This is a genomic window from Streptomyces sp. NPDC054887 (assembly GCF_053610585.1).
Genome location: NZ_JBSGYQ010000033.1, coordinates 64,005 through 86,234, shown reverse-complemented (window position 1 = coordinate 86,234; position 22,230 = coordinate 64,005). Strand labels below are relative to the sequence as shown.

General features: G+C 69.5%; 25 protein-coding genes and 1 pseudogene. 5 read left to right on the top strand and 21 right to left on the bottom strand.

All coding sequences use genetic code 11. The features are described 5' to 3' along the window. Positions 1-123: 123 nt before the first annotated feature. From ACWGH0_RS20110 to ACWGH0_RS20090, 5 genes and pseudogenes are all read right to left on the bottom strand, one after another. Complete coding sequence (locus ACWGH0_RS20110) at positions 124-603, bottom strand: hypothetical protein (protein ID WP_453405521.1); 480 nt, start codon at positions 601-603, stop codon at positions 124-126. Between the two features lie 49 nt (positions 604-652). Further along, positions 653-1,855, bottom strand: coding sequence for a macrolide-inactivating glycosyltransferase (mgt, locus tag ACWGH0_RS20105; protein WP_453405520.1), 1,203 nt, complete (start codon positions 1,853-1,855; stop codon positions 653-655). A gap of 65 nt (positions 1,856-1,920) precedes the next feature. Further along, positions 1,921-3,177 carry an ABC transporter substrate-binding protein gene (locus tag ACWGH0_RS20100; protein WP_453405525.1) on the bottom strand — a complete coding sequence of 419 codons (1,257 nt, stop codon included), beginning with the start codon at positions 3,175-3,177 and terminating at the stop codon, positions 1,921-1,923. Positions 3,178-3,290: 113 nt separating this feature from the next. After that, positions 3,291-4,130 carry a carbohydrate ABC transporter permease gene (locus ACWGH0_RS20095; RefSeq protein WP_453405519.1) on the bottom strand — a complete coding sequence of 280 codons (840 nt, stop codon included), beginning with the start codon at positions 4,128-4,130 and terminating at the stop codon, positions 3,291-3,293. Next, positions 4,127-4,360 (bottom strand): annotated as a pseudogene (locus tag ACWGH0_RS20090) (carbohydrate ABC transporter permease); the annotation flags it as partial. The pseudogene ACWGH0_RS20090 and the gene ACWGH0_RS20095, both read right to left, overlap by 4 nt. 511 nt (positions 4,361-4,871) lie before the next feature. On the opposite strand from ACWGH0_RS20090, the gene ACWGH0_RS20085 reads away from it, so the two are divergent. Then, a complete protein-coding gene (locus ACWGH0_RS20085; RefSeq protein ID WP_453405518.1) occupies positions 4,872-5,510 on the top strand; it encodes a GntR family transcriptional regulator in 639 nt (212 codons plus the stop codon). A 101-nt stretch (positions 5,511-5,611) separates the two neighbouring features. Here ACWGH0_RS20085 and ACWGH0_RS20080 read toward each other — a convergent pair whose 3' ends face one another. Both ACWGH0_RS20080 and ACWGH0_RS20075 read right to left on the bottom strand, forming a co-directional pair. Continuing rightward, entirely contained in the window at positions 5,612-5,773 is a 162-nt protein-coding gene (locus ACWGH0_RS20080; protein WP_453405517.1) for a hypothetical protein, read from the bottom strand. After that, entirely contained in the window at positions 5,770-5,934 is a 165-nt protein-coding gene (locus ACWGH0_RS20075) for a hypothetical protein (protein WP_453405516.1), read from the bottom strand. The genes ACWGH0_RS20080 and ACWGH0_RS20075 overlap by 4 nt, the downstream gene beginning before the upstream one ends. A gap of 150 nt (positions 5,935-6,084) precedes the next feature. Between ACWGH0_RS20075 and ACWGH0_RS20070 the strand changes: the two genes are divergently transcribed. Together ACWGH0_RS20070 and ACWGH0_RS20065 are read left to right on the top strand one after the other, a co-directional pair. Beyond that, positions 6,085-6,324: a GntR family transcriptional regulator gene (locus ACWGH0_RS20070; RefSeq protein ID WP_453405515.1), complete on the top strand. Its 240-nt coding sequence runs from the start codon at positions 6,085-6,087 to the stop codon at positions 6,322-6,324. Positions 6,325-6,575: 251 nt separating this feature from the next. Next, entirely contained in the window at positions 6,576-6,803 is a 228-nt protein-coding gene (locus tag ACWGH0_RS20065; RefSeq protein ID WP_453405514.1) for a hypothetical protein, read from the top strand. A gap of 184 nt (positions 6,804-6,987) precedes the next feature. On the opposite strand, the gene ACWGH0_RS20060 is transcribed toward ACWGH0_RS20065, so the two are convergent. Then, on the bottom strand, positions 6,988-7,140 hold the full coding sequence (locus ACWGH0_RS20060) for a hypothetical protein (protein ID WP_453405513.1): 153 nt from the start codon (positions 7,138-7,140) through the stop codon (positions 6,988-6,990). Between the two features lie 45 nt (positions 7,141-7,185). Here ACWGH0_RS20060 and ACWGH0_RS20055 point away from each other — a divergent pair, with 45 nt between their 5' ends. Both ACWGH0_RS20055 and ACWGH0_RS20050 read left to right on the top strand, forming a co-directional pair. Next, positions 7,186-7,518: a DUF6233 domain-containing protein gene (locus tag ACWGH0_RS20055; protein WP_453405512.1), complete on the top strand. Its 333-nt coding sequence runs from the start codon at positions 7,186-7,188 to the stop codon at positions 7,516-7,518. 26 nt (positions 7,519-7,544) lie between these two features. Beyond that, positions 7,545-7,760 (top strand): hypothetical protein, encoded by a 216-nt coding sequence (locus ACWGH0_RS20050; RefSeq protein WP_453405511.1) that lies wholly within the window; start codon positions 7,545-7,547, stop codon positions 7,758-7,760. Between the two features lie 54 nt (positions 7,761-7,814). Here ACWGH0_RS20050 and ACWGH0_RS20045 read toward each other — a convergent pair whose 3' ends face one another. From ACWGH0_RS20045 to ACWGH0_RS19985, 13 genes are all read right to left on the bottom strand, one after another. Beyond that, positions 7,815-8,360, bottom strand: a complete 546-nt coding sequence (locus ACWGH0_RS20045; RefSeq protein ID WP_453405510.1) for an HNH endonuclease — start codon at positions 8,358-8,360, stop codon at positions 7,815-7,817. Beyond that, the gene (locus tag ACWGH0_RS20040; RefSeq protein WP_453405509.1) at positions 8,357-8,989 is read right to left on the bottom strand and encodes a recombinase family protein; all 633 of its coding nucleotides are present in this window, start codon (positions 8,987-8,989) and stop codon (positions 8,357-8,359) included. Before ACWGH0_RS20040 ends, ACWGH0_RS20045 begins: the two co-directional genes overlap by 4 nt. A 196-nt stretch (positions 8,990-9,185) precedes the next feature. Continuing rightward, entirely contained in the window at positions 9,186-9,545 is a 360-nt protein-coding gene (locus ACWGH0_RS20035; protein ID WP_453405508.1) for a hypothetical protein, read from the bottom strand. Then, positions 9,542-9,961 carry a hypothetical protein gene (locus ACWGH0_RS20030; RefSeq protein ID WP_453405507.1) on the bottom strand — a complete coding sequence of 140 codons (420 nt, stop codon included), beginning with the start codon at positions 9,959-9,961 and terminating at the stop codon, positions 9,542-9,544. The genes ACWGH0_RS20035 and ACWGH0_RS20030 overlap by 4 nt, the downstream gene beginning before the upstream one ends. 23 nt (positions 9,962-9,984) lie before the next feature. Continuing rightward, on the bottom strand, positions 9,985-10,341 hold the full coding sequence (locus ACWGH0_RS20025) for a hypothetical protein (RefSeq protein WP_453405506.1): 357 nt from the start codon (positions 10,339-10,341) through the stop codon (positions 9,985-9,987). Between the two features lies 1 nt (position 10,342). Next, positions 10,343-11,077, bottom strand: coding sequence for an N-acetylmuramoyl-L-alanine amidase (locus ACWGH0_RS20020; RefSeq protein WP_453405505.1), 735 nt, complete (start codon positions 11,075-11,077; stop codon positions 10,343-10,345). 63 nt (positions 11,078-11,140) lie between these two features. Then, positions 11,141-13,666, bottom strand: a complete 2,526-nt coding sequence (locus ACWGH0_RS20015; protein ID WP_453405504.1) for a right-handed parallel beta-helix repeat-containing protein — start codon at positions 13,664-13,666, stop codon at positions 11,141-11,143. 9 nt (positions 13,667-13,675) lie between these two features. Continuing rightward, positions 13,676-14,263 carry a hypothetical protein gene (locus ACWGH0_RS20010; RefSeq protein WP_453405503.1) on the bottom strand — a complete coding sequence of 196 codons (588 nt, stop codon included), beginning with the start codon at positions 14,261-14,263 and terminating at the stop codon, positions 13,676-13,678. Between the two features lie 13 nt (positions 14,264-14,276). Further along, positions 14,277-15,200, bottom strand: coding sequence for a hypothetical protein (locus ACWGH0_RS20005; protein WP_453405502.1), 924 nt, complete (start codon positions 15,198-15,200; stop codon positions 14,277-14,279). Next, positions 15,197-16,357, bottom strand: coding sequence for a phage tail protein (locus ACWGH0_RS20000; RefSeq protein WP_453405501.1), 1,161 nt, complete (start codon positions 16,355-16,357; stop codon positions 15,197-15,199). The genes ACWGH0_RS20005 and ACWGH0_RS20000 overlap by 4 nt, the downstream gene beginning before the upstream one ends. Next, entirely contained in the window at positions 16,357-17,232 is an 876-nt protein-coding gene (locus ACWGH0_RS19995; protein ID WP_453405524.1) for a hypothetical protein, read from the bottom strand. Before ACWGH0_RS19995 ends, ACWGH0_RS20000 begins: the two co-directional genes overlap by 1 nt. A gap of 10 nt (positions 17,233-17,242) precedes the next feature. Beyond that, positions 17,243-21,856: a hypothetical protein gene (locus ACWGH0_RS19990; RefSeq protein ID WP_453405500.1), complete on the bottom strand. Its 4,614-nt coding sequence runs from the start codon at positions 21,854-21,856 to the stop codon at positions 17,243-17,245. 19 nt (positions 21,857-21,875) lie between these two features. Further along, positions 21,876-22,226, bottom strand: a complete 351-nt coding sequence (locus tag ACWGH0_RS19985) for a hypothetical protein (protein WP_453405499.1) — start codon at positions 22,224-22,226, stop codon at positions 21,876-21,878. Positions 22,227-22,230: the final 4 nt, after the last annotated feature.

The following is a 22,230-nucleotide window of genomic DNA, read 5'->3' as shown; positions in this document are numbered from 1 at the left end:
GATCAGAGGTGCCGCGCACAGCGCGGCGGCGCCGGGCGGGCGGCCGGCCCCCCGCCCCCCCCCACCCAACAAAACCCCGGGGGGGGGCCCGCGCCCCCCCACGGGGCCGCGCGGGCCGCCCGCTCACATGCCGGCCGCCGGGTCGCCGTCCCCCAGGGCGACCCACCAGTGCCCGTCGTCCTTGACGAGCAGCAACTCCTGCCGCTCACCCGTCTTCTCGTACACGAGGTCCACCCGGTTGAAGTAGTCCGCCACGCCTTCGGCGACCGTGGCCTCGATGTGCCCCCGCGCACCGGCGGCGTACGTACGGACGATTCTTCGCGCCTCCGCGTCCGGCCGGTCGAAGTCCGGTCCCGCGAGCCGCGCCAGCCCTTCGGCGTCGCCCGCCTTCAGCCGCTCGGCGTACACCCGGACCAGGGTGTCGACGTCCCGCGCAGTCTCCTCGACGTCCGGGTACCCCGACTCCTCCGCCTTCACCGTGACATCGGCCGACGGGGCGCCGGCCCACGCGTACGGCGGCACGAACCACGCCGCCCAGGCACCGGCCGCCACGGTGGTCGCCGCCACGGCACCCGCGCACAGCGCGGCCCTTTTGCGTCTCACTTCTTTGCCCCCCAGGTCCTGTTCGGACGATCAAGGGGACAGTATCCGGTCAGGCGATGGGCAGTTCGGCCTCGATGAGGTCGGCGGCGCGCGCGGTGCCCCCCTCGGCCGCCATCCCCGTGCGGATCTCCCGCGCCCTGCGGATCACCTCCGGGTCGTCGAGCAGGCCGAGCACGGCGGCCCGCAGGGTGTCGGCGGTCGCGTCCTCGGTGTCGACCCGGCGGGCGACGCCGAGCGACACGAGCATGTCGGCGTTGCCGAACTGGTCGACGGCCTGCGGGACGGCGACCATCGGCGTGCCGGTGGCGAGTCCCTCCTGGCTCCCGCCGGCGCCCGCGTGGGTGATGAAGGCGTCGGCCTGCCGCAGGACGGCCAGTTGAGGCACCCAGTCGCGCACCTCCACGTTGGCCGGCACATCGCCGAGCTCCGACGGGTCCACGAACTTGCCGATCTGGAGCACCACGTGCCAGCCGGGCAGGTCCCCGAACGCCTTGACGCACTCCCGGTAGAAGGCGGGCACCTTGGTGAACGCCGAGCCGAGCGACACCAGCAGGACCTTCTCGGCGCCGGGCGGGCGCTGCCAGTCGCCCTGCTCCGCACGGTCGCCCTGGCAGGCGCCGACGAAGGAGTGGACGGACTCGTCGACCCGGTCGGCGTGCGGCTGGAGCACCTTCGGGATGAGGACGAGGCCGCGGGCCGGGCGGCCCACGAACCGGTCGGGGTCCTGGTCCTGGAGGCCGTTCTCGTCGAGCCAGGCGCGGAAGCGGGCGTAGTACGCCCGGCCGCGCTCGGACTGCTTCAGCTCGGCGGACATCGGGCCCGCGACCTCCTCCTCGTACCCCTCCCAGGCGACGAGGTTCGGGGAAAGCGAGACGGCGGGCACGCCCCAGCGGTGGGCGAGGACGCGCGCCGGATAGGAGGTGATGTCGTGCAGGACGAGGTCCGGCTCGTCGCCCGCGAACGCGTCGGCGAGCTGGGGCAGCGCCTGGATCGCGTCGTGCAGGAACGGCTCGATGTTGTCGATCAGCTCGGTGCCCCAGTCCTCCGGATTGTCCTCGGTGGGGAGGGTCGAGGTGTAGACGACCGGGTCGGCGCCGGTGGCGGCGACCTTTCCGGCGAAGGACGGGGGGATCGCGTACGACACGCGGTGGCCCCGGGCGACGAGTTCCCGGATCACTTCGATGCTGGGATTCACGTGCCCGGGGGCGGCGATGGAGAACATGGCGATGTGGGCACGCTTGCGTGAGGTCATGCACCGAGACTAAACGAGACGAGACGTCTCGTGCAACCAATATCGGCGCGCTGGTCGGCGCACCGTCAGCGCTGGTACCGGGCGAGCACCAGGTTTCCGTCCTCGACCAGGCGTTTCTCCAACTCGTCGGCGTCGATCGCACCGCTGTAGTACTCCTGGTAGGCGGGGGTCGCCACCTTGTCCTTCCACTCGGGATAGCCGCGCACGGACTGCGCCGGGGCCGGTACGAGGTGCTCGGCGAGCGCGGCGCCCATCGCCCAGCCGTCCTTCTCCGAGCGCAGGGCCGGGTCCCTGAGCGCGGCGGCGCCGGTCGGCAGCATCCAGTCGCCCCTGGCGAGCCGCGCCATGGCGGCGGGGCGGAGGAAGAAGTCGATGAACTCCATGGCCTCCTTCTTGTACGGGCTGTCCTGCGCGATCGAGAGCGTCTGGGGGCTCACCCCCTGGGCCGGGCCGCCGGCGCCCGCCGGGGCGGGCAGCACCTTCCACGCGAACCCCTCGGGCGCCTGCTGGACGATCTGCTGCCGGTAGGAGAATCCGAGCGGCACCATGGCGTACTTGCCGCCGAAGAAGCCGGGCAGGGTGTCGGAGCCGCCCATGCCGAGGGTCGCGGCCGACGCGCTCCGGTCGGCGTTGACCTGGTCGCGGATCGTGCCGGGGACCACGCCGTCGCCCTCGGTGAAGCGCACCTCCACCTTGCCGTCGGCGCCCCGGTGGAAGAGCCTGCCGCCCGCCGAGAGCCCGAGGTTGAGGGTCGCCGATACGGGGTCCTTCAGTGGCCAGGCGACACCGTACGTGCCTCCTTCGGCGTCGCTCAGTTCCTTGGCGACCTGCCGGAACTCCGGCCAGGTCCATGGGTTTTCGGCGGTCGGGACACGCACTCCGGACGCCTTGAGCATCTTCTCGTTCGCGACGACGACCCTCGGCTCCTGGAGGAACGGCACGCCGTACACGCCCTCGCCGAACGTCGCCGTCCGCCAGCTCCGCCGCGGGATGTCCTTCTTCAGCCGGCCGGGCAGCAGTTCCCGCAGATCGGCGAGGTAGCCGCCGTACGCGAAGTCGGCGAGGTCGTCGGAGGCGTCGTGGATGACGTCCGGCGCCTCGCCGCCCTCGAAGGACGTCAGGAGCTGGTCGTGGACGCTGTCCCAGCTGCCCTGGACGTACTCGACACGGACGTCGGGGTGCGCGGCGTTCCACTCGTCGACGAGTTCCTTGTTAACGTCGACGGACTCCTTCTGCCAGGCGAGCGACTGGAAGCGGAGGGTGACCTTTCCGTCGGCGTCCCGGTCGCCGCGACCGTCGCCCGTGCAGCCGGCGAGCAGCATCGCGAGCGCCACGGCCGCGACGGCGGCACGGGCGGGCCTCCTCGGCCGTGTGCGCCGCGGTGACTGCGCGCGCCGCGCGGACGCGGAGGACTGCCCGCGGGTGATACGTCGCATCACGCCTTCACCGCCCCGGCCGTCATGCCGCCCGTGATCCGCTTCTGGATGAGCGCGAACACGACCAGGGAGGGCAGCGTCGCGAGGAAGGCCGCCGCCGCGAGCGGACCGAGGTCCGCCACGCCCTCGGCGCCGAGGAAGTGGGTGAGAACCACCGGCAGCGTCTGCGTCGACGGGGTCTTGAGCAGCACCAGCGCGAAGAAGAACTCGTTCCACGCGGTGATGAACGCGAACAGCGCGGTGGCGACGATGCCGGGGGCCAGCAGCGGCGCGGTGACGGAGACGAGCGTGCGGAACCTGCTCGCGCCGTCGACCGCCGCGGCCTCCTCCAGCTCCCGCGGCACGGCCCTGACGTAACCGACCAGCATCCACAGCGCGAAGGGCAGTGACCACACGACGTACACCATGACCAGGCCCACCGGGGAGTTGATGAGGTGGAGGTTCTTGAGGATCAGGAAGAGGGGGATGATCACCAGGACGAAGGGGAACGCCTGACTGACCACGACCCACCCGGTGGCGGCGGCGGAGAGCCTGTTGCGGTGACGGGCCATGACGTACGCCATCGGGGTGGCGAGGACGACGGCGATCAGGGCCGCCGAGAACGCGGTGACGAGACTGTTGAGCGCCGCTTCGAGCAGGGGCTGTTCGTCGAACGCCTGCCGGAAGTTGTCGAGGGTCGGGCTCGCCGGGATCCAGGTGGGATGCAGGGTGGCGAGCTCGCGCGGCGGCTTGAAGGCCGTCGAGACGAGCCAGAGGAAGGGGAGGGCGAGGAAGACGAGGTAGGCGAGGAGTGCGAGGTACTGGCCGGTGCGTGCGGACCCGCTGGTGCGGAGCGTCACTGGTCGTCCCCTCCCTTCAGACGGCCCACGAGGTAGAGGGCGAGCATCACCGAGATCACCGCGACCATGACGCAGCCCATGGCGGCGGCGTATCCGAACTGGCCGTACCGGAAAGCCTGTTCGTACGCGAAGAGCATGGGGAGGCGGGTGCGGCCGCCGGGGCCGCCGTTGGTCAGGACGTAGACCAGCGCGAAGGAGTTGAAGTTCCAGATGAAGTTGGTACTGATCAACTACGCAAGCCCGCGACCAGCCGAACCCGGCAGCCGCAGGGCTCTCACCTGCACAGACCTACGGGATTCATGGCCAAGGTTGGACACCGTTCCCCACGGTTGGACATGATCATCTCCCACTTGTTTCCCAGTTTCCCATCCTGACCCCAGACAGACGAAGACCGGGACTGAACCGCGCGCCCTTGGAGGCGTCGTTCGCGGTTCAGTCCCGGCTCCTTGACCAACGAATGGGTTCACCACCGAACACGGGATGATGTTCACTCGTTGGCGTGAATACCCGCCGCACCAGGACGGGTAATCAATGGGGTCGCCACGCTGTTGCGAGCGGGGTACTGCGACCGCGCGGCGGCCCCTGCCGGCCGATCGGGACCTGAACCCGTCGGCCGGAACTCTTGAATTGTCAATTGCCTCCGGCATCACCAGAGTGCCAGCCGGGGGCTGGATATATCCAGCTCCAGGCCCAACTCCTACATTTCAACCCCTCACGTCATGATCGACGCCAGGGGTTCGGATGGCAGCCGCAGCGAGGCATCGCCCAGCGAAGCATCGCCGAATCGCCGCCGACATCGCCAACCGGATTAAGGGCGGCGAGTGGCTCCCCGGCGAAGCGCTCCCCTCTCGAGCGCTCATGGCCGTCGAGTACGGGGTCAACCCGCAGACCCTCCGCCTGTCCTACGCCCTGCTCCGACGCACAGGAGTCCTCGAGGGCGAGGAGCGGAGAGCCGTCTATGTGGCGCATCCTCCTGCTGTGCGCACCCTCACGGACGCCGACGCCGATTGGCCCTTCTCCTCCGAGACCACCGACACCCGCCCCCGGCCGGCCACAGTCGAACTCGCCGAGCGCCTGGACGTCCAGCCCGGCGTCATGCTCCAGCACGAGACCGTCGAGTGCCTGGACCCGGGCGGCCGATCGGCGATGCTCGTGTGCTCCTGGTGGAAGGGGCGCCGCCGCCCGCATCAGCACCATGTCGTCGAGGTGGGCGCCATGTCCCTCGACGAAACGCAGGCTCATGCGCTGGGGCTCCTCGTCGACACCCTGGCCTACCGACTGGTGCGAACTCGCCTGGACGAGAGCGGGCGAATTGTCGAGACTGCAGATCTCGTCCTCCCCATGGATCGCTGGCTGATCAGACTCAACGGCCAGCGCTAACTGGTAGCGGCCACCCTCTCGAGCGTCACCCACCCATGCCCTGGACGAAAGGGAGTACCCCCATAACGTCCGTGCATTCCCATCACGCCCCGTGTGAATCCTCAGCGGCGGCGGTGGCAGCTGCACGCGCAGCGCAGGGTCTGCACTGGGACCTCGCCCGGCCGCAGGCGCACCTGCTGGTTGCCGTGGCACAGCCCGTGCTCGCCCAGTCGGCACTCCCCCGTGGTGTACGTGGTGGACCGCGGCTGAGGTGGGACGCTCATGCCGCCGCTCGCGCCTGACGCCACGCCGCCACGAGCTCGGCCGCCTCGCCGCAGTTGACGCCGGTGCCGCGGCAGGTGGGGCAGGTCTGGGTGTGGGCGATGAAGGTGGACCACAGTCCGGCCTCTTCGCCGGCTGGGGCATTCTCCGTAGACTCCGCCATGTCGACTCCTGCTAGTCGTCCACGCCCCGGGGCCGGTCACACGGTCGCCGGGGTTCAGTGCTTGGCCGCCAGATTAGCGCGATAGGTGCGATAGGCGGGATAGGTGCTCATGCCTCGCCTAGTGGGACTACCCCGCCTAGCGTCGGGATCATGGAGTGGAAGCCGGACATCCCCAGGTGGCAGCAGGTATACGCCTTGCTCGAAGAGCGCATCGACAGCGGCCAGTACCCGCCCGGTGAACGCCTGCCGTCCGCCCTGGCCCTCGTCGAAGAGGTGGGGATCAGCCCGGTCACAGCGCGCCGAGTCCTGAAGGAGCTGCGGGACGCCGGCCTGGCGTACATGGAGCCGGGCATCGGCACCTTCGTCGCGCGGCTGCCCAGCCGGGACTGAACCCCATAAGGGGTGACCTCTGTCAGTGCCGGGCCGTAGCCTTGACTGCATGCCCCCAACTCCCCCGCCCTCAGGCGCGACTCCGCGCTCTGCTGCTGCGGTGAATGCGGAGATCCGTGAGCGCGCTGGCGAGCTGTCGCTGGCGGAGTACCAGGCGCTGCTGGAGGAGTGGGCCGACGCCGTGAGGGCCGAGGTCGTCGAGGCGGCGTGACCTGCGAGGCATTGTCAGACCTGCGGTCTACGATCCGCCCGTGGCAATCGAACTCACTGATGATCTGATCGAGCTCCAGCGCAAAGCGGCGGCGGCCTACGAGGACGCGATGCGACAGCCGTACACCACCGAGACGTGGGCCCCGTGGCTGGCGGCGGCCGAGGCAGTCCAGGCTGCGGTGACCGAGCACGCCAAGGTGATCGATAAGAATCGGTACGAGGTGGAGATGGCGGTCAAGGCTGCCGTGCGGGACGCGGCCGACGGCTGAACTACTAGCGACCTACCAGTAAGTCCCAGATTAGTAGTTCGCGACTCCCATGAGGCGCCCATGAAGCTCTCATGAGCAGGCCCCGCCCGGCGCTGACGGGCGGGGCTTCGCGCCAGCTGCAATCCCCTTGCTAGTTGGCTGCTTGCCGCCAGCTTACGGGCGGGCACTGACAACACGGCTGGAGTCAGGCGGGGCTAGAGCCGAGAGGCAGGTCGGTCGCTATCGGCGGCGCCAGCTCCCCGTCTACGGCGAACACAATGCGGACCTCGCGGCCGTGCCGTTCCCACAGCAGGTTCACGTGCGGATCGTTCGTCTCGGCGACTCCACTGTCATCCATGGGCCCAGTGTGGCAGCCCGCCCCGACAGTCGTAGACTCGAACACATGTCCGACCTGCCGCCTGATCTCCCCCGCCTCCGCACCCTGGAGACGTGGCACGTCATGTGGCTCGACCGGATCCGGGCCGCCATCACCGCAGCCGAGGAGCGGGAAGCGGGCGCGCGGCGGGCAGAGGAGCGTCGGCCGCCGCCGCCCGAGTGGGTCGTGCAGCTGGGCATTGGGGTGGGCCGGCCGCCCGTCGCCGTCCACGCCGGGGGCTGCGCGAACGCAGGCAAGCGCTGGCAGGCGATCAGCCGCGACGATGCTCGGCGGCTCCTCGACGGCGACGTCCAAGCGTGCACCCTGTGCGCCCCGGACCGCGACCTCGGGATGCTGTGACCGCAGGCCCGGTCCACCCTGGACGTATGGCCGCGCCGATCATCGTCTACCCGCCGTCACCCACCGGCGGCCGGCGGGTGCGCGTCGACGGGGAGATCCTCGGGCTGGCGCACAGCGACCGCGACCTGGTGGAGTTCCTGCGGCGGGCCGGGCTCGACGACGCCGAGCAGCTGGTCGACTCGGACAGTCGGCTCATCGAGTGGCGGGGCGGGAAGGCGCACGACTACGGGTCGATACGCTGACGCACAGACGCCCCGCCCACTTTCCCTGGGCGGGGCGTTGCGCACTGCGAGAGGTCAGGCGGCGGCTTCAACCACACTCCTGATGATCGCCACCCGAGTACCTTGACTCAACCCCACTCCCCAGTGGAGGCCGGCTCGTCGGCCAGCCTCCCAGAGCAGGGCAACGATTCTCTCCGATGACGCTTGCCCAGGCTCCAGGGTGGTCAGCAGTTCCAGAAATTCTGGCACCTCAGCCGCTGCGGCGATCCAGGAGTCCAAGTCTTCGAACTCCTTGCTGCTCCGTGCGGGCCTCTTGGCCAGCCAGCGAGCCATCTCCCGAGGGTCAGGCCAGTCGGGGGACTCCTTGTGGCAGGGACTGCACAGCAGGATCAGGTTGTCGGCTTCGTCAGAGCCGCCGAGGCTTGAGGGGACGATGTGAGCGCGCTCCAGGGTTGCGCGTTCCCAGTTGATCCGGGCGCTGCCCTTGTCCCACCGCTCCGAGTACCAGCCGCACGCGAAGCAGCAAGGTTCACCGAGGTCGTACATGCGGGGTGCGAAGGTGTGGCGCTGGGCGCTGGCGGCCCAGTGCTGGGCGATTGCCCACTTGCTGGGGACTGTCACGCCGCCTCCTTAGGGGCCGCGTTGCGCCCATCGGCTTGCTTTGCGTCGTGGTCGCGGAGGGCCTGGGAGATGGCGCCGACGCTCGGGTTCTTGCCCTTGTTCTTCCCCTCGGCGATCCGGAGGTGCGGCTGGATCTGCCGGAGGCTGAAGCCCTTCTCTTTCAGCGCGACCGCCTGAATGGTCAGGGCTTCGGTCATGACGGGCCTGCGCCCGCCGATGCGCCCGCGGGCACGCGCTGCGGCGAGCCCGTCGTTGGTCTTCCTGACGATGTCGCGCCGCCGTTCGGACGCGAGCACCAGGGCGAGTTCGAGGAGGAGGTTCATCTCCGTGTGCTCGCCGGCGCCCACGCCGTCCAGCACCTTGACGGAGATGTCGCGCTTGAAGAGCTCGGCGAGGGTCATCAGGCCGGTGAGGGTGTCGCGGCCGAGGCGGTCGACTTCCTGTACGCAGAGCATGTCGCCCTCGCGGAGGTAGTCGAGTGCGGCGCTGAGCCCGGGGCGCTCGTCGACGGCGAGCTTGCCGGAGATCTTCTCTTCGAAGACCTTGATGCAGATGGAGTCGAGGGCGTCGTGCTGTCGGTCGACGTTCTGCTTGTCGGTTGATACGCGGACGAGTCCAACTAGGGCCACGGGGCCTCCGGTTCATAAAAGGGGTGGGGGTGCCTTCTTGAACGGTAGCGGTTGATGAACCGTTTGATAGACGGATTCCAGGAACTGCACGCCCGGACATGCATGGTTGTTCAGCACTCCCCGGGTAACGACCGTCTGATGAACAGCGCCTGGGCATGACGAAAGCCCCTCCCGCCGGGAAGGCGGGAGGGGCGGTTCAGACTCCTGTGCGGTTGTACTCGTCGACCCGCTGAGGCGGCGCCGGTGGTTCGATCCCATGGCTGCGCATCTGCGCCGTCAGCTCCCCCACGTAGCCAGCGAACGACCTGACAAGCCACTTCAGGGATCGCGTCTCCGTGCGGAGCTCCGCCAGCTCACCCTGCATGTCCTGCCGCAGCGTCTTGAACGTTTCCAGGTCCACGCGCCGTTGCTCCGGCTCTGCCTGCGCTCGTGCCGCCGCAGCCGTAGCCTCCGCCGTCGCCGAGGCTGCGGCCCTTGTGGCGCGCGCCGCGAACAACCCGGCGAGGATCATCCCCACCGTGCCGAAGCCGGCCACGACACTTGCCCAGATACTCACGGGCCCTCCGCCTTCCGGGCTCGCCGCGGAAGTGGGGGGACCGAATACTCGGGCACCGTGGCGGCCCACATGATGACCCCGACATGCGCGGTCAGGTACCAGACTGCGATGAACCCGCCGCGGGGGAAGGTCCCCGAGATGACGGCGACTGTGTAGGCGGTGGCCCACACGATGGGGGGAATCATGGCGGCGATGAAGCCGACCCGGTCGCGGCCGATGCGGAGGAACGCGGAGCCGAAGGTGACCAGCCCGGCGAGGATCCACACCCACGCCCAAGCATCCAGCGGGCAGCGGTCGGTGAGAAGTTCAAGGCCGCGCGGGTCGGGAGGCTGGACGATGAAGCCCACGCCGAAGCAAGTCTTACCGACGCCGAGGATCAGCAGGAAGATGCCGCGGCGGCCCAGGTACTTGCTCAACCGCCGGGCCGCACGGCACGGCATCAGACCGCCGTGGGCTTGGCCGGCGCCGAGGGCGAGGACGGGCTGACCTGGGTGCGGGTCATCAGCGTCAGCACGGCGAGTGCGGCAACGTTGATGGCGCCGACCGTCTCCTGCGAGACCTCGTACCCGTAGGCACCGACGAGGACCGCGCCGGCTGCGACGACGGCGGTGAAAGCCTGCGGCGCGACGGGGCGGGTCATGGCTGCGGCGATAAAGCCGAGGATCGCGGTGGCGAAACCGACGATCCCGGCGGCCTGCGTGGCGGTGAGGCTCGTGACGCCGAGGCTGACGACCAGGCCGAGGATGGCGGCCAGGGCGTTCAGGACTACGACCGGCTCTCTTCCGAATACGCGCATGTCAGGACTCCTTCTCCAGCGCGGTGACGCGCTTCTCGAGGGCGGTGATCCGCTCCTCGGTGGTTGGCGGCTTGGGTGCCGGCGGCGGGGTGGTGGGGGGCGTCGCGGTGCCCGGCGTCCAGTTGGCGGCATGCTTGATCCGCTCGGCGACGCGCTTGCGAATGTCCGGCATGGACACCCCGGGGCCGTGGGGGTCGATCTTTCCGGGCTGCCATTCCTTGTGGCCGATGACGGACGTGTCGCCGTCCTGGCCCCAGTCGTGGGCGCGGACGATCGCGGCCGACGCGCGGACGATGGCCTCAACCTGGGCGGCGGGCCACGGGTCTTTGCCGTCGCCGAGGTTCTCGCACTCGAAGCCGTAGAACCGGGCGTTGCCGTCGGTGTTGGCCTCGTTGTCCGTCGGCAGCGTGCGTTCGGCGGTGACCGCGGCGAGCACGTCATCGTCTCCGGAGCCGGCGTGGTTGCAGCGGCCGTAGCCGACGAGGTGGACCGTGCCGTCCTTGGCGATGACGCCGTGGCACAGCGGTCCGGGAAGGCCCGCGTACCCGTCGCGGCAAATGTTGACGGTGTTCGCCGTCCCCTTCGTCACGGTGTGGTGGATCATCACGCCATGGACGGGGCCCCAGGCGCCCTTGGAGTTCCGGTTGTGGGTGCGCCAGCTGCCGACCTCGACGACCTTGACGCCTTCGGCGCGCAGGGCCTTGATGAACTGGTCGGCCGTCATGGGTGTAGCCATGCGTCCTCCTCGGGGCATGACGAAAGCCCCGGCCGGCGGCTCGGGGCTTGATGGTGGGGTGGGTCAGGCGACGTAGGCGTAGGCCATGATTCCGGAGCCGGCGCCGAAGGCTCCGGCGGTGAACGCGCCGGCGGTCACGGTCGGCGGGGTGGTCATGCCGGTGTCCGTGCCGCCGAAGCCGGGGCTCACGGAGGCGACGACGTCGGCCACGGAGCCCTCACCGACGATGTTCGGCTGGGTCGTGGCCTTGACCATGACGCCGAGGTAGTGCAACCCCGCATAGGTGGTGGTGTACGAGGTGCCCGCGCCTGCGGTCGTCTGGGCGATGGCGAGCGTCTTGACGGTGTTCGCCGCCCAGGCGCTTGTCGTCTGGTCAGCGGTCCTGGCCAGAGCGACGCGGCTGGAGTTGTGCAGGGTGAACCACCAGTTCGTCGGCGTCACCGCGGCGGTGCCGCCCGATGTGAACGTGATGTTGGAGACGACCAGGCCCTTGGGCAGCCAGATCGGCACCAAGTACAGGCTGCCGCTGGTCGGGGTGGACGCCGTTCCGCAGCGCAGGCGGCTGGTCGTCTCGTACCGGCTGGTGGGGCGCAGTGCCGCCTCGAGGGCGGGCAGCGCCGTCAGGTCGGTGTCGACCAGGTTCGAGCCCGGTACGGCGGTCATGTTGCCGGGGCCGGTGACGGGCGCGGCGGTGGACACCGGCAGGGCCGTGCTCGCGGACCAGGAGTTGCCCGTCAGGTCGTTGTCGAGGACGACCGCGCTGGTGGCCGAGGCGTCCAGCGAGATGCCGCTGAGGGTGGCGCCGCTGCCCTTGCGGACCTGGTTGCCGACGACGAGGCAGCCGGTAGCGCTGGTGGACAGCCGGATGCCGGCGGATGCGGCGGCGTTGATCCGGTTGCCCTGCACGGCCACAGCGCTGGAGGTGCTGACGAAGATGCCGTGGTTGGTGGCTGTCTCGTCCACGGTGTTCCCGGCGATCTGCGCCCCGGTGCAGCCGGTCACGTTGACGCCGTTGGAGCCGACGCTGCGGATGGTGTTGGAGCCGACGTTGGCGCCGTCGGAGGTGAACACCACGATGCCGGTGGACTGGGTGCCGGAGACCGTGTTTCCGGTGACGTTGGGCCGCGAGCAGTATTCGACGTGGATGCCGTTGCTGGCGTCCGTCGCGAAGCCCAGCACGCTGTTCCCGGCGATGGTGACCTGGTCGTAAGTGCCGCCGGAGGAGCCGTAGACGCGGATGCCGCTGGCGTCCTGGGCGCCCTCCACGGTGTTGCCGACGATGGCGATGTTGCGCCCGTTGATGGTGTAGCCCTCCGCCGGCGCGGAGCCGGACGGGTCGGGGCGCGACAGTTGGATGCCGGACAGGCCGGAGCCGGAGATGACGTTGCCGGAGATGACCGCGCGGCGCCATCCGAAGCCGTAGATGCCCTGCTGGTTCACGCCTTCGATGCGGTTGCCGATGATCCGGATGCCGTAGTAGTAGACGCCGGAGCGCAGCATGTGCGAGCCGAAGCCGCGGCCGAAGGAGCCCAGCCGGCTGGACGGTCCGACGTAGCAGCCCTCGATCAGGATGTCCTTCGACGGAGTTTCATCGAAGTCGCCGATGGCCGCGCTGCCGGAGACGGCCATGTCGATCTGGACGGCCTCGGAGTAGTCGCGGGAGCCGCCTGCGTTGTCCTTGAAGCCGAGGAACTGGCAGTTCAGCACGCGTCCGCGGGCGGTGGAGTTGAACTCCACGCCGTGGGCGCTGCTCACGTTGGTGATCGTGGCGTCCCGGACTGTGATGTCCTCGCAGTGGATGAATCCCATGACGTTCGTCGTCGCGGTCACCGTGCCAACACCGCCGTCGGCTGCGTTGCCGTCCCAGGTGCCACCCAGGACGCTGATGTGGGAGTGCCCGGCGTAGAGGGCGAACGTCTCGCTGCTGAGGAAGTTCCTCAAGAGCCCACTGTTGCCGGTCGCTTTGAGGGTCGCCCCGTAAGCCCAGATCGTCGTGTTGTCGTACACGACGAGGAACGTGCTCACACCGTAGGTCTTGCCGCCGGGGATGAGCACGATCCCGCCACCGGCCGTGTGCGCGGCGTCGAGCTGTGCCTGGATGACCGCCCGGTCGTCTGCGACGCCGTTGCCGACGGCTCCCGTGACAACGAAGAGGCGGGCTGCCGGGGCGTCGAGCACGTTCGGCGCGGTCATGTTCCCTGTGACGGCCAGGCTGCCGGTGATCGTGCCGCCGGTCTTGTCGAGCTTGTCCGCCAGGTCGGCGGTGAAGCCCTCGGCTGCCTGCATCGCCGAGGCGGCGAGCTCCCGGCCGGCCTGGTACCAGCGGACCGGGTTGTTGTTGCCGTCCAGGTATTCGTATTCGATCGCCTGGGCGTCGGCCTTGAACGGCCGTATCGCTCCGGGCGTGCTGGACGATGCGAGGTTCGTGCGCAGCTCCCCGATCGGCGTCGTGCCGTCGACCTCGAACAGTGCGGTGATCAGCTCGCCCGTTCCCGCGACGCGCACGAGAACGGGGTAGTTGGGCACCACGTTCCCCGCCGAGTCGGTGAGGACGTCGGCGGGGGTACCACCGAAGGTGTAGAGGGGCATGCCGTCCTCTCAGTCGAGCCAGTAGGAGCCGGTGATGTCGACCCAGGCCGCGCCCGAGCCGTCCTGGCTGTAGAACTTGTAGGTCGTGACGGCCTCGACCCTGCACACGGCGGTGACGGGGTCGCCGGTGAGCGACTGGCCGCCCGCCCAGCACGCGATGCCGTCGGCCGGCTGCGCCTCTTCGGGAACGGCCGCGAGCGTCATCCCCGAGGACCCGTCGAGGGTCAACTGGTTGAACCGCTCGACCCTGCCGCGGACGTGGGCCCGCTGGCCGATGATGCGGTACTGGGGGGTATGGCCGCCGTTGGGGATGAGCCCGGACTCCAGGGTGAGGTTCTGCCAGGGCGGGAGCGGCTCGTAGATCGTGGCCCAGACGTTTAGCGTGGCGCTGGTCTTGATCCACAGGCTGCCGTCCTCGGCGCTGACGACCGTGTGCAGCGGGGCTGCCGAGTAGACGCTGTCGCGCTCGGCGGTGTTGGCGACGTGCTGGATCAGGTGCGGGTCGATGACCGTGGCCAGCGCCGCCAGAGCAGCCGGGCTGTCGGGGGCATCGCCACCGTCGGGCACGGGCAGGTCGGCGTATCCGATGGTCGCCAAGATGGGCCCCCTATCAGGCTGAGAAAGTGATCGTGATGCGCCCGCCGGAGACGGACATGTAGTCGTCAGGCCCGGAGGCGTAGATACCGAGGCCGCGCATGGACCCGGAGGCCAGAGCCGTGACCCAGGAGGCGGGCAGGGTGGCCGTGCCCTTGCCGCCGGCCGACAGGGAGAGGAGTTCCTCCGGTCCGGTCGGCAGGCTGAGCTGCCCGGACGGGGGCGAGGTCTCGTCGTGCAGGTAGACGTGCAGAGGCCTCTTCGCATTGACCCCGCTGCCGGTCCGCCGGGTGAAGTCGACTTTCATCGAGCTGACGGTCTTCCCCGCGCAGGCGGCGGCGATGGCGGTGCCGTAAAACCAGCCACCCCTCCTGTTACCGCGGCCGGTCCAGTCCCCTTGCGTGGGGTGATCGGCGTAGTCGTCCGGCCGCTCGTTGCGCCAGGTCCCGGACGCTGTCGGGGAGATGGAGACTGGGGACGGGGCGCGCCCTGCCGGGGCGGTCGGTGAGGGGTCCGTCTCGGAGCCGAGCTGAAGGTAGAGCTCGACCTTGCCCGCGCTCGTCTTGCGGCCGAGGACTGCCGTTGCGGTTTGCCAGCCGATGCCCGCCGGTGCCCCGGTTCCCCAGGTCACGGCGCGCACGACCTGCAGGTCGGCGGCCACCTCCTCGGCAACCTCCCGGAGCGTCTCCTCGTCGGTCTCTCCGGGGTCCGGCCCGAGCCGCCACAGGACGACCGGCACCGTGCCGGGCCGCACGGCCACCCAGTCGCCTGCCTGGCGGTTGCGGTAGGAGTCCGGGCACGACACGTCGATCAGCAGCGCGCCCTCGTAGTCCAAGTTGACGCCCGTCTCGGTGACGTCGACGACCTGCGCGCTGATGGTCTGCGGGCCCGTGCCGCCCTGACCGGCCAAGGCGCGGCCCAGGTCGTCCGCTGCGCTCACGTGATCCTCCTCGCCGTCGTGCGGGTAGAGCAGGACATGGACGGGGCGCCGAGCGTGTACGACAGGCGGTCGATGATGTGGGACTCCCAGGTCCCCGGCTCCGTCTCCACCGAGACGACGTCGCCAGGCTCCAGGGCCGGATTGCAGGCGGCGGTGAGGGAGAGCGTCGACTGGACGCCGAGGGAGTCCGCGAGCTTCGCGCGCGCGACGTCCCGCGCCTGAGGGACCGTGGTGATGAGGCTCGATGAGTAGCGTTCCGTGCGCACCCGCACCCACGTCAGACCCAACCGCTGCGGGGCGAGCGGGTCGTTCACGGGGTCGGGTCCGGCGTAGGTGAGCGAGCCGGGGTCGTCGTCGTATGCGTACACGGGGCCGACCGACGGTGCCCCGTCGCCCGCATCGCCCGTGACCACCCACACGTTGGCGAGGCCCTCGGCGGTCTGCTCGGGCTGCGGCTGGATCAGCGCGCCGCCCACGCCGCGGCCGATGGCCCACACGACTGGGTCCGAAAGGGTCGGGACCGGGCCGACGGTGACGATGCCGCGAGCGTCCACCCACAGCTCACCAGCCAGGGCCGTCGCGATTCCCGTCGCCGCACCCGACGTGTCCGACCCGCCGGACAGAACCGCCCACCGGTCTTCCGAGGCGACGATCTGCCGTATCCGGGTGTCCGGGTCGACACCCGCACGCCACGCCACCGGCACCCCAGGCAGGGCCTCGGCGACGAGGGTCTCCACCAGGCTGCGCGCGGAGCCTGGTCCCACTGTGCGAGCGACCGGGAATTCTGCTGCCCGGATCTCGTCCTCGAGGCCGTTGAGCTCCACCTCGATGCCCGTCTTCATCTTGCGGGGCCGGGCCACGGTGTAGCGGCCGGCGTGAATCCATATGGGCTGGGACCGGGGCGGCTGGATGCCCTGCCACAGGCGGATGTTCGTCGAGATCGGGTTGATCCCGTCGCGCCCGAGCGGTAGCCCCGTCACCGCTGCGGATGCGCTGTAACGGACGTCGGCGGTGCGGTCACCCTGCACCTGCGCCGAGCCGGCGACCAAGCCGCACGGCGTCCACGTCTGGCCGCCGTCGTTCGTCCACTCGGCCCGGTAGGGGCGCCGACAGGCGCCGGTCAGGGCCGCCAGGGCGGCGGCCGGGATCGGCTGCACTACAGGGCCCCGTCCACCGACAGCGACGCGAACGAGGAGTAACTCGCCTCGACCGCATCCCACGTCGCGAACTGGACCGCAAGCTCGTCCCACGACCAGCCCGGCACCCGAAGCGGCTGGCCCGCCGTGTCCGGGCGGGCCACCTGCGTGAGGCCCATCGAGTAGCTGCGGGCCAGGTCCGGCGTCGAGTACATGCCCTGCTTGACGTCGCTGAGCAGCACGTACTGGTCGGGGCGGTGGTAGTCCGGCCGGGTCTGGATGAGACGGACGCCCGGTGTGGTCAGCAGCCGCTCCAGGATTTCAATCTGGCTGCCCTCGGCATCCACGGTCATGTCACTGGCCGGCGCTCCGTACACGTCCTGCGACGTCACGGGGAACGGGCTGCCCTCCACCGAGGACTGCTCGATCCGGGCGCCCCAGGTGAGGTCGGGCCACGAGGTGACCGTCACCCGGGCCGACAGGCCAGGCTCATCCACGGACTTGATCCACACATCGCGGGGCCCCCGGTCCGGGGCGGACACCGTCACGGACAGGCTCGACGAGGGGCCCGTCGTGCCGTCCTCGAAGGTCGGCACGGCCGTGTAGATGACAGCCACGCCGAGCGGCGCCTCATGGTCATACGCCGTCCCGACCCCGCTGATGGCCCACGCCAGGTCGGCGCTGCGTACCGTGACCGCCGCGGTGGCGGCCGGGTCGGTGCGCATGATGCGAACCTTCCGCACGTTGGCCGCGCCCGCGAGGGGGGTGCCGGCGGTGTAGTCGACCGCCAGCGTCACCCCCGCCCACGTCTCGTCCACGGCAGCCGACAGCCACCCGTCCGGACTGACCACCACGACCGGCGGCTCCACCAGCGGAGCATCCGGATCCACGATCATCGGCACGGGGTTACCTCCTCTCGAGCTGGCGGCGCACCTGCGTCAGGCCCGCATCGACGCGGCCGTCGGCCACACCTGCCACGTATGCCTGCAGCGTCGGACCGTCCTTCACCATCAGCGTCACCGGCTGCCCTGGGGCGAAGCCGCCCGCCGCAGGTTCTACAGCCAGGCGCGTCAGGGCGTTGGCCTGCTGTGACGTGAAGACGGGCTCCGGTCGGCCGGTGCCGTTGTAAGCGAGGTTGAGGCCGGGCTGGAGGTAGCCGCCGGAGTCGTACTTGCCGGGCATGAAGCCGTACCGGTGGGTGAACATGGCGGCGGTAGCCGGGCGCGCCCGACTGCCCACGACGACGCCGTCACCTCCCCTGCTCTCGACGTTGACCTTGTTGATCGTGCCTGCCGTGTGGCCAACGCCGGCATTGGTGATGCCGATCTGGTACGGCGACTTGCCGTTGAGGACCCAGCCCCCAGGTGCCGTCCTCCCGGCGAAAGACCCGGTCGCCCAACGCCTGTGCGGCTTCTGGCCGCGGATGACGGACTCGATCGCGGAGAGGAAGCCGGAGCAGTCCCAGCTGGGGTTGCCGTTGCCGCCCCACTGGTACGGCAAGCCGTTCTGTGTGCGGGCCCACTTGAGTCCGGCCTGCATGCGGGGGCCGCCGATCCCGCCGGCTCCCTTCTTGTCGGCCTTCTCGCTGTACCCGAAGATGCTGTCGAGGATCTTCTTGGGGATGCGGCGGATCATCTTTCCGAAGCTGCCGGCGGCGCCGGGAAAGGACTCCATGAGCGGGTTGACGATGCCGTTGAGGCCCGCGCGCGCCGACGCCTCGACGGTGTCTGCCAGCCACGACGCGCCCTTCTTTACGCCGTCCCAGGCCTTGGATCCAACGCCCTTCACCGTTTTGCCGACCCAGTCGAAGATGCCGCCGTTGGCGAACTGCTGGCTGGGCATGGGGTTGCCGCCGAGAGCGGGAGCGAGGGCAGCTTTGACGCCGGTGGCGCCGCGACTGCTCGCGATCTTGTTCATGGTGGAGATGAAGCCGGAGCCCACCGCGCGGGTGAACTCGGGCCGCATGATGGCCTCGCCGCCGGACAGGTCCAGCGCGCCGCCGGTCGGCGATACGAAGCGGTGCACGTCCCGACCCGGGGTGTAGCCGGGCAGGACACCACCAGTCGCCCAGCCCTTGATGTTCATCGGCTTGATCTCTGGGGCCCCGAACGCCGATGCCACCTTGTTCCACGTGGGCACGATGGCGCCGTTGTAAATCTTGTCGATGATGAAGCGAACGGGCTTCTTGGCGATGTCCTGCACCTTGGCCCAGGCCCTGCCGATGAAGTCCTTCGCGTCCTCGAAGCTGTCCCCGACGGCCTTGACGCCCTTCCTGATCAGGTCGAAGGAGGGCTTGAGGGACTTGTCCCAGAGCGACTTGGCCTTGTCGCCGATCCAGCCGAAGATCGGCTTCGCGTAGTCGTTCCAGAGTTCTTTGATCTTGTCACCGAGGAGCTTCAAGCCGAGCTTGAAGAGGTCCCAGGCGGGCTTGATCTTTTCAGTCCAGAGCCAGACCGCCTTCTCGCCGATCCAGCCGAAGATCGGCTTGACGTAGGTGTTCCACAGCTCCTTGATCTTGTCCGCGACCAGTCCTATGCCGACCTTCAGCACATCCCAGGTGGGCTTGATCTTCTCCTGCCACAGCCAGACCGCTTTGTCTGCGATCCACCCGAAGACGGGCGACAGGACGTTCTCCCACAGCCAACTCGCGATCGCAGCCATCGCCTTGAAGGCGAGGACGTAGGGGAGGACGAGGAGGGTCACGATGATCGTGATCAGGATCTTCGCGGCAGTGCCGATGAAGCTGAAGACCGGGCTCAGGACGGTGTTCCAGAGCCACATGGCGACGTCGGCGATGACGCGGAAGGCGGCTGCGAAGGCGTCGAAGATGGGCTTGAGGACGTTGTTCCAGGCCCACATGGCGGCCGTCTGGATCGCCGACCAGACCGTGTTGACGATGTCGCGGAACCACTCGAAGTTCTTGTAGGCGTAGACGACCGCGGCGACGAGCGCCAGCACAGCCAGGACGATCAGGACGACCGGGTTGGCGCTCATGACCAAGTTGAAGACGATCATTGCGAGCGTCCACAGCTTCGTCGCGATCCACGCCAGGTAGAACAGCTGGATCAGCCACGGCAGGGTCTCGGCGATCGACGCGATCGCCGACGCCACGGCGCCCAGAATCTGCAGCGCCGGCCCCGACAGCGGCGCTGCCGCCTTCGCGATCTGGTAGAACGCCGAGCTGACATCGCCGAGCGCTCGCGCCAGAATCGGCGCCTGCTCCGCCGAGTACGACAGGAACCGCTCGAACTGCGGGGAACCCTTGAGGCTGGTTCCCCACGTGGCGAACCGGCCAGTGATCCGCTGCATGGTCGCGGAGATCGAATCCATGTGGGGCAGGAAGGCTTGGACGATGCCGGCCATGCCTCGGAAAATGCGGCCAAAGGAAGCGCCCAGGCCGACGATCGCGGGCTCCACAGAGCCCGCGAGGTCTGACTTAAATGACTTCCACCAGGGGCTCTTGAAGCCGGCCGACACTCGGTCCTGAAGTGTGGTGATCGCGCGTGCGGCGGCCAGTACGAACGGCGTGAGACCCGGAAGGCTGTTGCGCAGCCCATCCAGCGCCCGGGTGAAGATGGGCATCACCTGGGGCTGTAGCGACGTCGACCACGTCTTGAACGCGCCGCTCAGGCGGGTGAAGGCGTTGAAAGTCTGCCGCGCCGCCGGCGACAGCTTCGCCAGGGCGGCCAGGTACTTCTCCTGGGCGGCGGCAGCCTGATCAATGCCCCCGGCCGCTGTCGAGGCTGCCGACTGCTGCGCGGAGGCGATCTGACGCTGAGCTGACGCGATCGAGTCGGCGGCGGACTGCTGGGCTGCGACCAGACTCTCCTGGGCGCGGGCCACGGAGCGGGCGCCGTCCTCCTGGACGCGGGTGACGTTGCGCTGGGACTCGGCGACCTTCTCCTGCGCTGTCGCGATGTCCTGCTGATTCTCGATCTGCTGACGTGCGGCTTCGGCCCGTGCTTTGCCCAGCGCCTTCTGCTGCTCGCCGACGTTCCGCTCAGCCTCGGCAATGCGCTCGTGGGCGGCCTTGACGGTGTCGGAGCCCTCGACGCCGGCCTTGTCCGCCGCCGCTTTCTCCGCCTTCAGGTTCTTCGTTTCGGCTTGCTGCTCCTTGAGCCGCTGGACGGCCTGGTCGTAGCCGAGCTGGGCGCGCTGCCGCTCGACCTCGCTGGCCTTCGAGCCGACCGCGTTGACCTTCTGCAGCCGGTCCTGCGCCTCTTGTACCGACAGGACGGCGTCCCGCTCGGACAGTTGCGCGTTGGCCAGCCGGTCCCCCAGCTCGGCCAGCTCCAGGGCCGCGTCCTTGCGGGCTTGCGTCAGATCCCGCTGAGCCTGCAAGGCTGTGCGCTGGGCGTCCGCCAGCGTGTCCTCGGCCTGCGTAACCCGCTCTGCCGCGTCCCTCTGTCGGTCCGCGGCCTGCTGCACCGCGTCAGCCAGCGACCGACGCGATTCCTTGACCTGGTCGGACGCCCTCTCGTTCGCCTCCGCTGCGGTGCGCACGGCGTCCGTGACCGCCTGCTCGGCCTGTCCGATCTGGCGGGCGGCGTTGCGGTGGGCCGACGCCAGGGCCTGCTGGGCGCCAGCCATCTGCAGAGCCTTCGAGGCCCCCTGACTGGCCGACTGCCCGCCCCGAGTCGTCGCCGTCGACGCGGCTTCCTGCGCCGCCTTCTGCGCCTGCAGCGCCCCGGCGATGCCGACGAAGGCGGGGATGGCAACGGCTGCGAGCGCGCCGATACCGGCCCCGGCCGCGACGGCGGCTGAGGCGATGGAGCCGATTCCTGCAGCGAGGATGGGGATGGCGGGGATGAGCGCAAGGCCGCCGATCGCGACGGCCAGGTGAAGGACTGCCCCGACAGCTCCGGAGGTGTCGACGTCGATGCGGGCCCGCTTGCCGTCGACCGCGTCGATCTCTGCCCGCACCGCGGCAAGCTGCGTCAGTGCTGCTGCCGTGTCTGCCCGCACCTGCACGTTCGGATGCGAGGCGCCCAGGCGGGTCAGTTCGGCCTCGATCAGCTTGATCTCAGTCTTGGCCGCCCCGGCGTCGATGTCGATGCCGATGCGCTTGCCGGCGAGAGTCTCCATGCGGACCCGCAGCGCCTGCAGATCCGCGTCGGCCTCGCTGGTGTTCGCGTCGATGTTGATTTTCGGCAGCGAGCGAAATGCTGCCTCCAGGCGGGTCTTCAGCGCTCGGGAGAACGCGCCGCCCGTCTGGTCGCCCTGCCGCACGGCGGCGGGCCGCGCCGCAGGCCCGCCCTGATTGATGCCGTCCCGCATCGCGTCACGGATTGTCGCGGTGATGCGGGCGGAGATCTGCTGACCCAACTGCTGACCGATGCGGGTGGCGACCGTGTCGTCGACCGCTCCCGACATGGCCGGCCCGAAGGCGCGGCCGGCGGCATCACCAGCATCCTCGCCGGCCCTGGTGGCGGCAGCGACGAGATCGCGAGTTAGCCGCCGATAGATCCCCTTCGTATTGGGGATGACATCGACCTCGACCGAGCCGACAGTGATCGCCACGGGAGCCTCCTCCCGCGCGTCAGGCCGCGCCGCCGTTGATCAGTTCGAAGAGGACCGTCGCGCCGCGCTCCGACAGCTCCTCGCGCTTCTTGCCGCCACCTACACCCGGGCGCCGCATCGGCTCCGGGCGCTTGGGCTTGCGGCCCTTACCGTCCGAGTTGGCCACGACGAGGATGTACTCCAGCTGGTGCAGTGAGTCCGTGATGCCGGCCAGCAACTGCTCCGCCATCGACCAGCGGCCCTTCTCCGGTTCTCCACCGCGGGCCTGCTGCTCGTACTCCTCGGCCGTCATCTCGTTTCGCAGCGCGGTCATCGTCGCCGACTCGGGGGGCAGGTTTTGGATCAGGACCCGCACCTGCCGCCACGTCATGTCC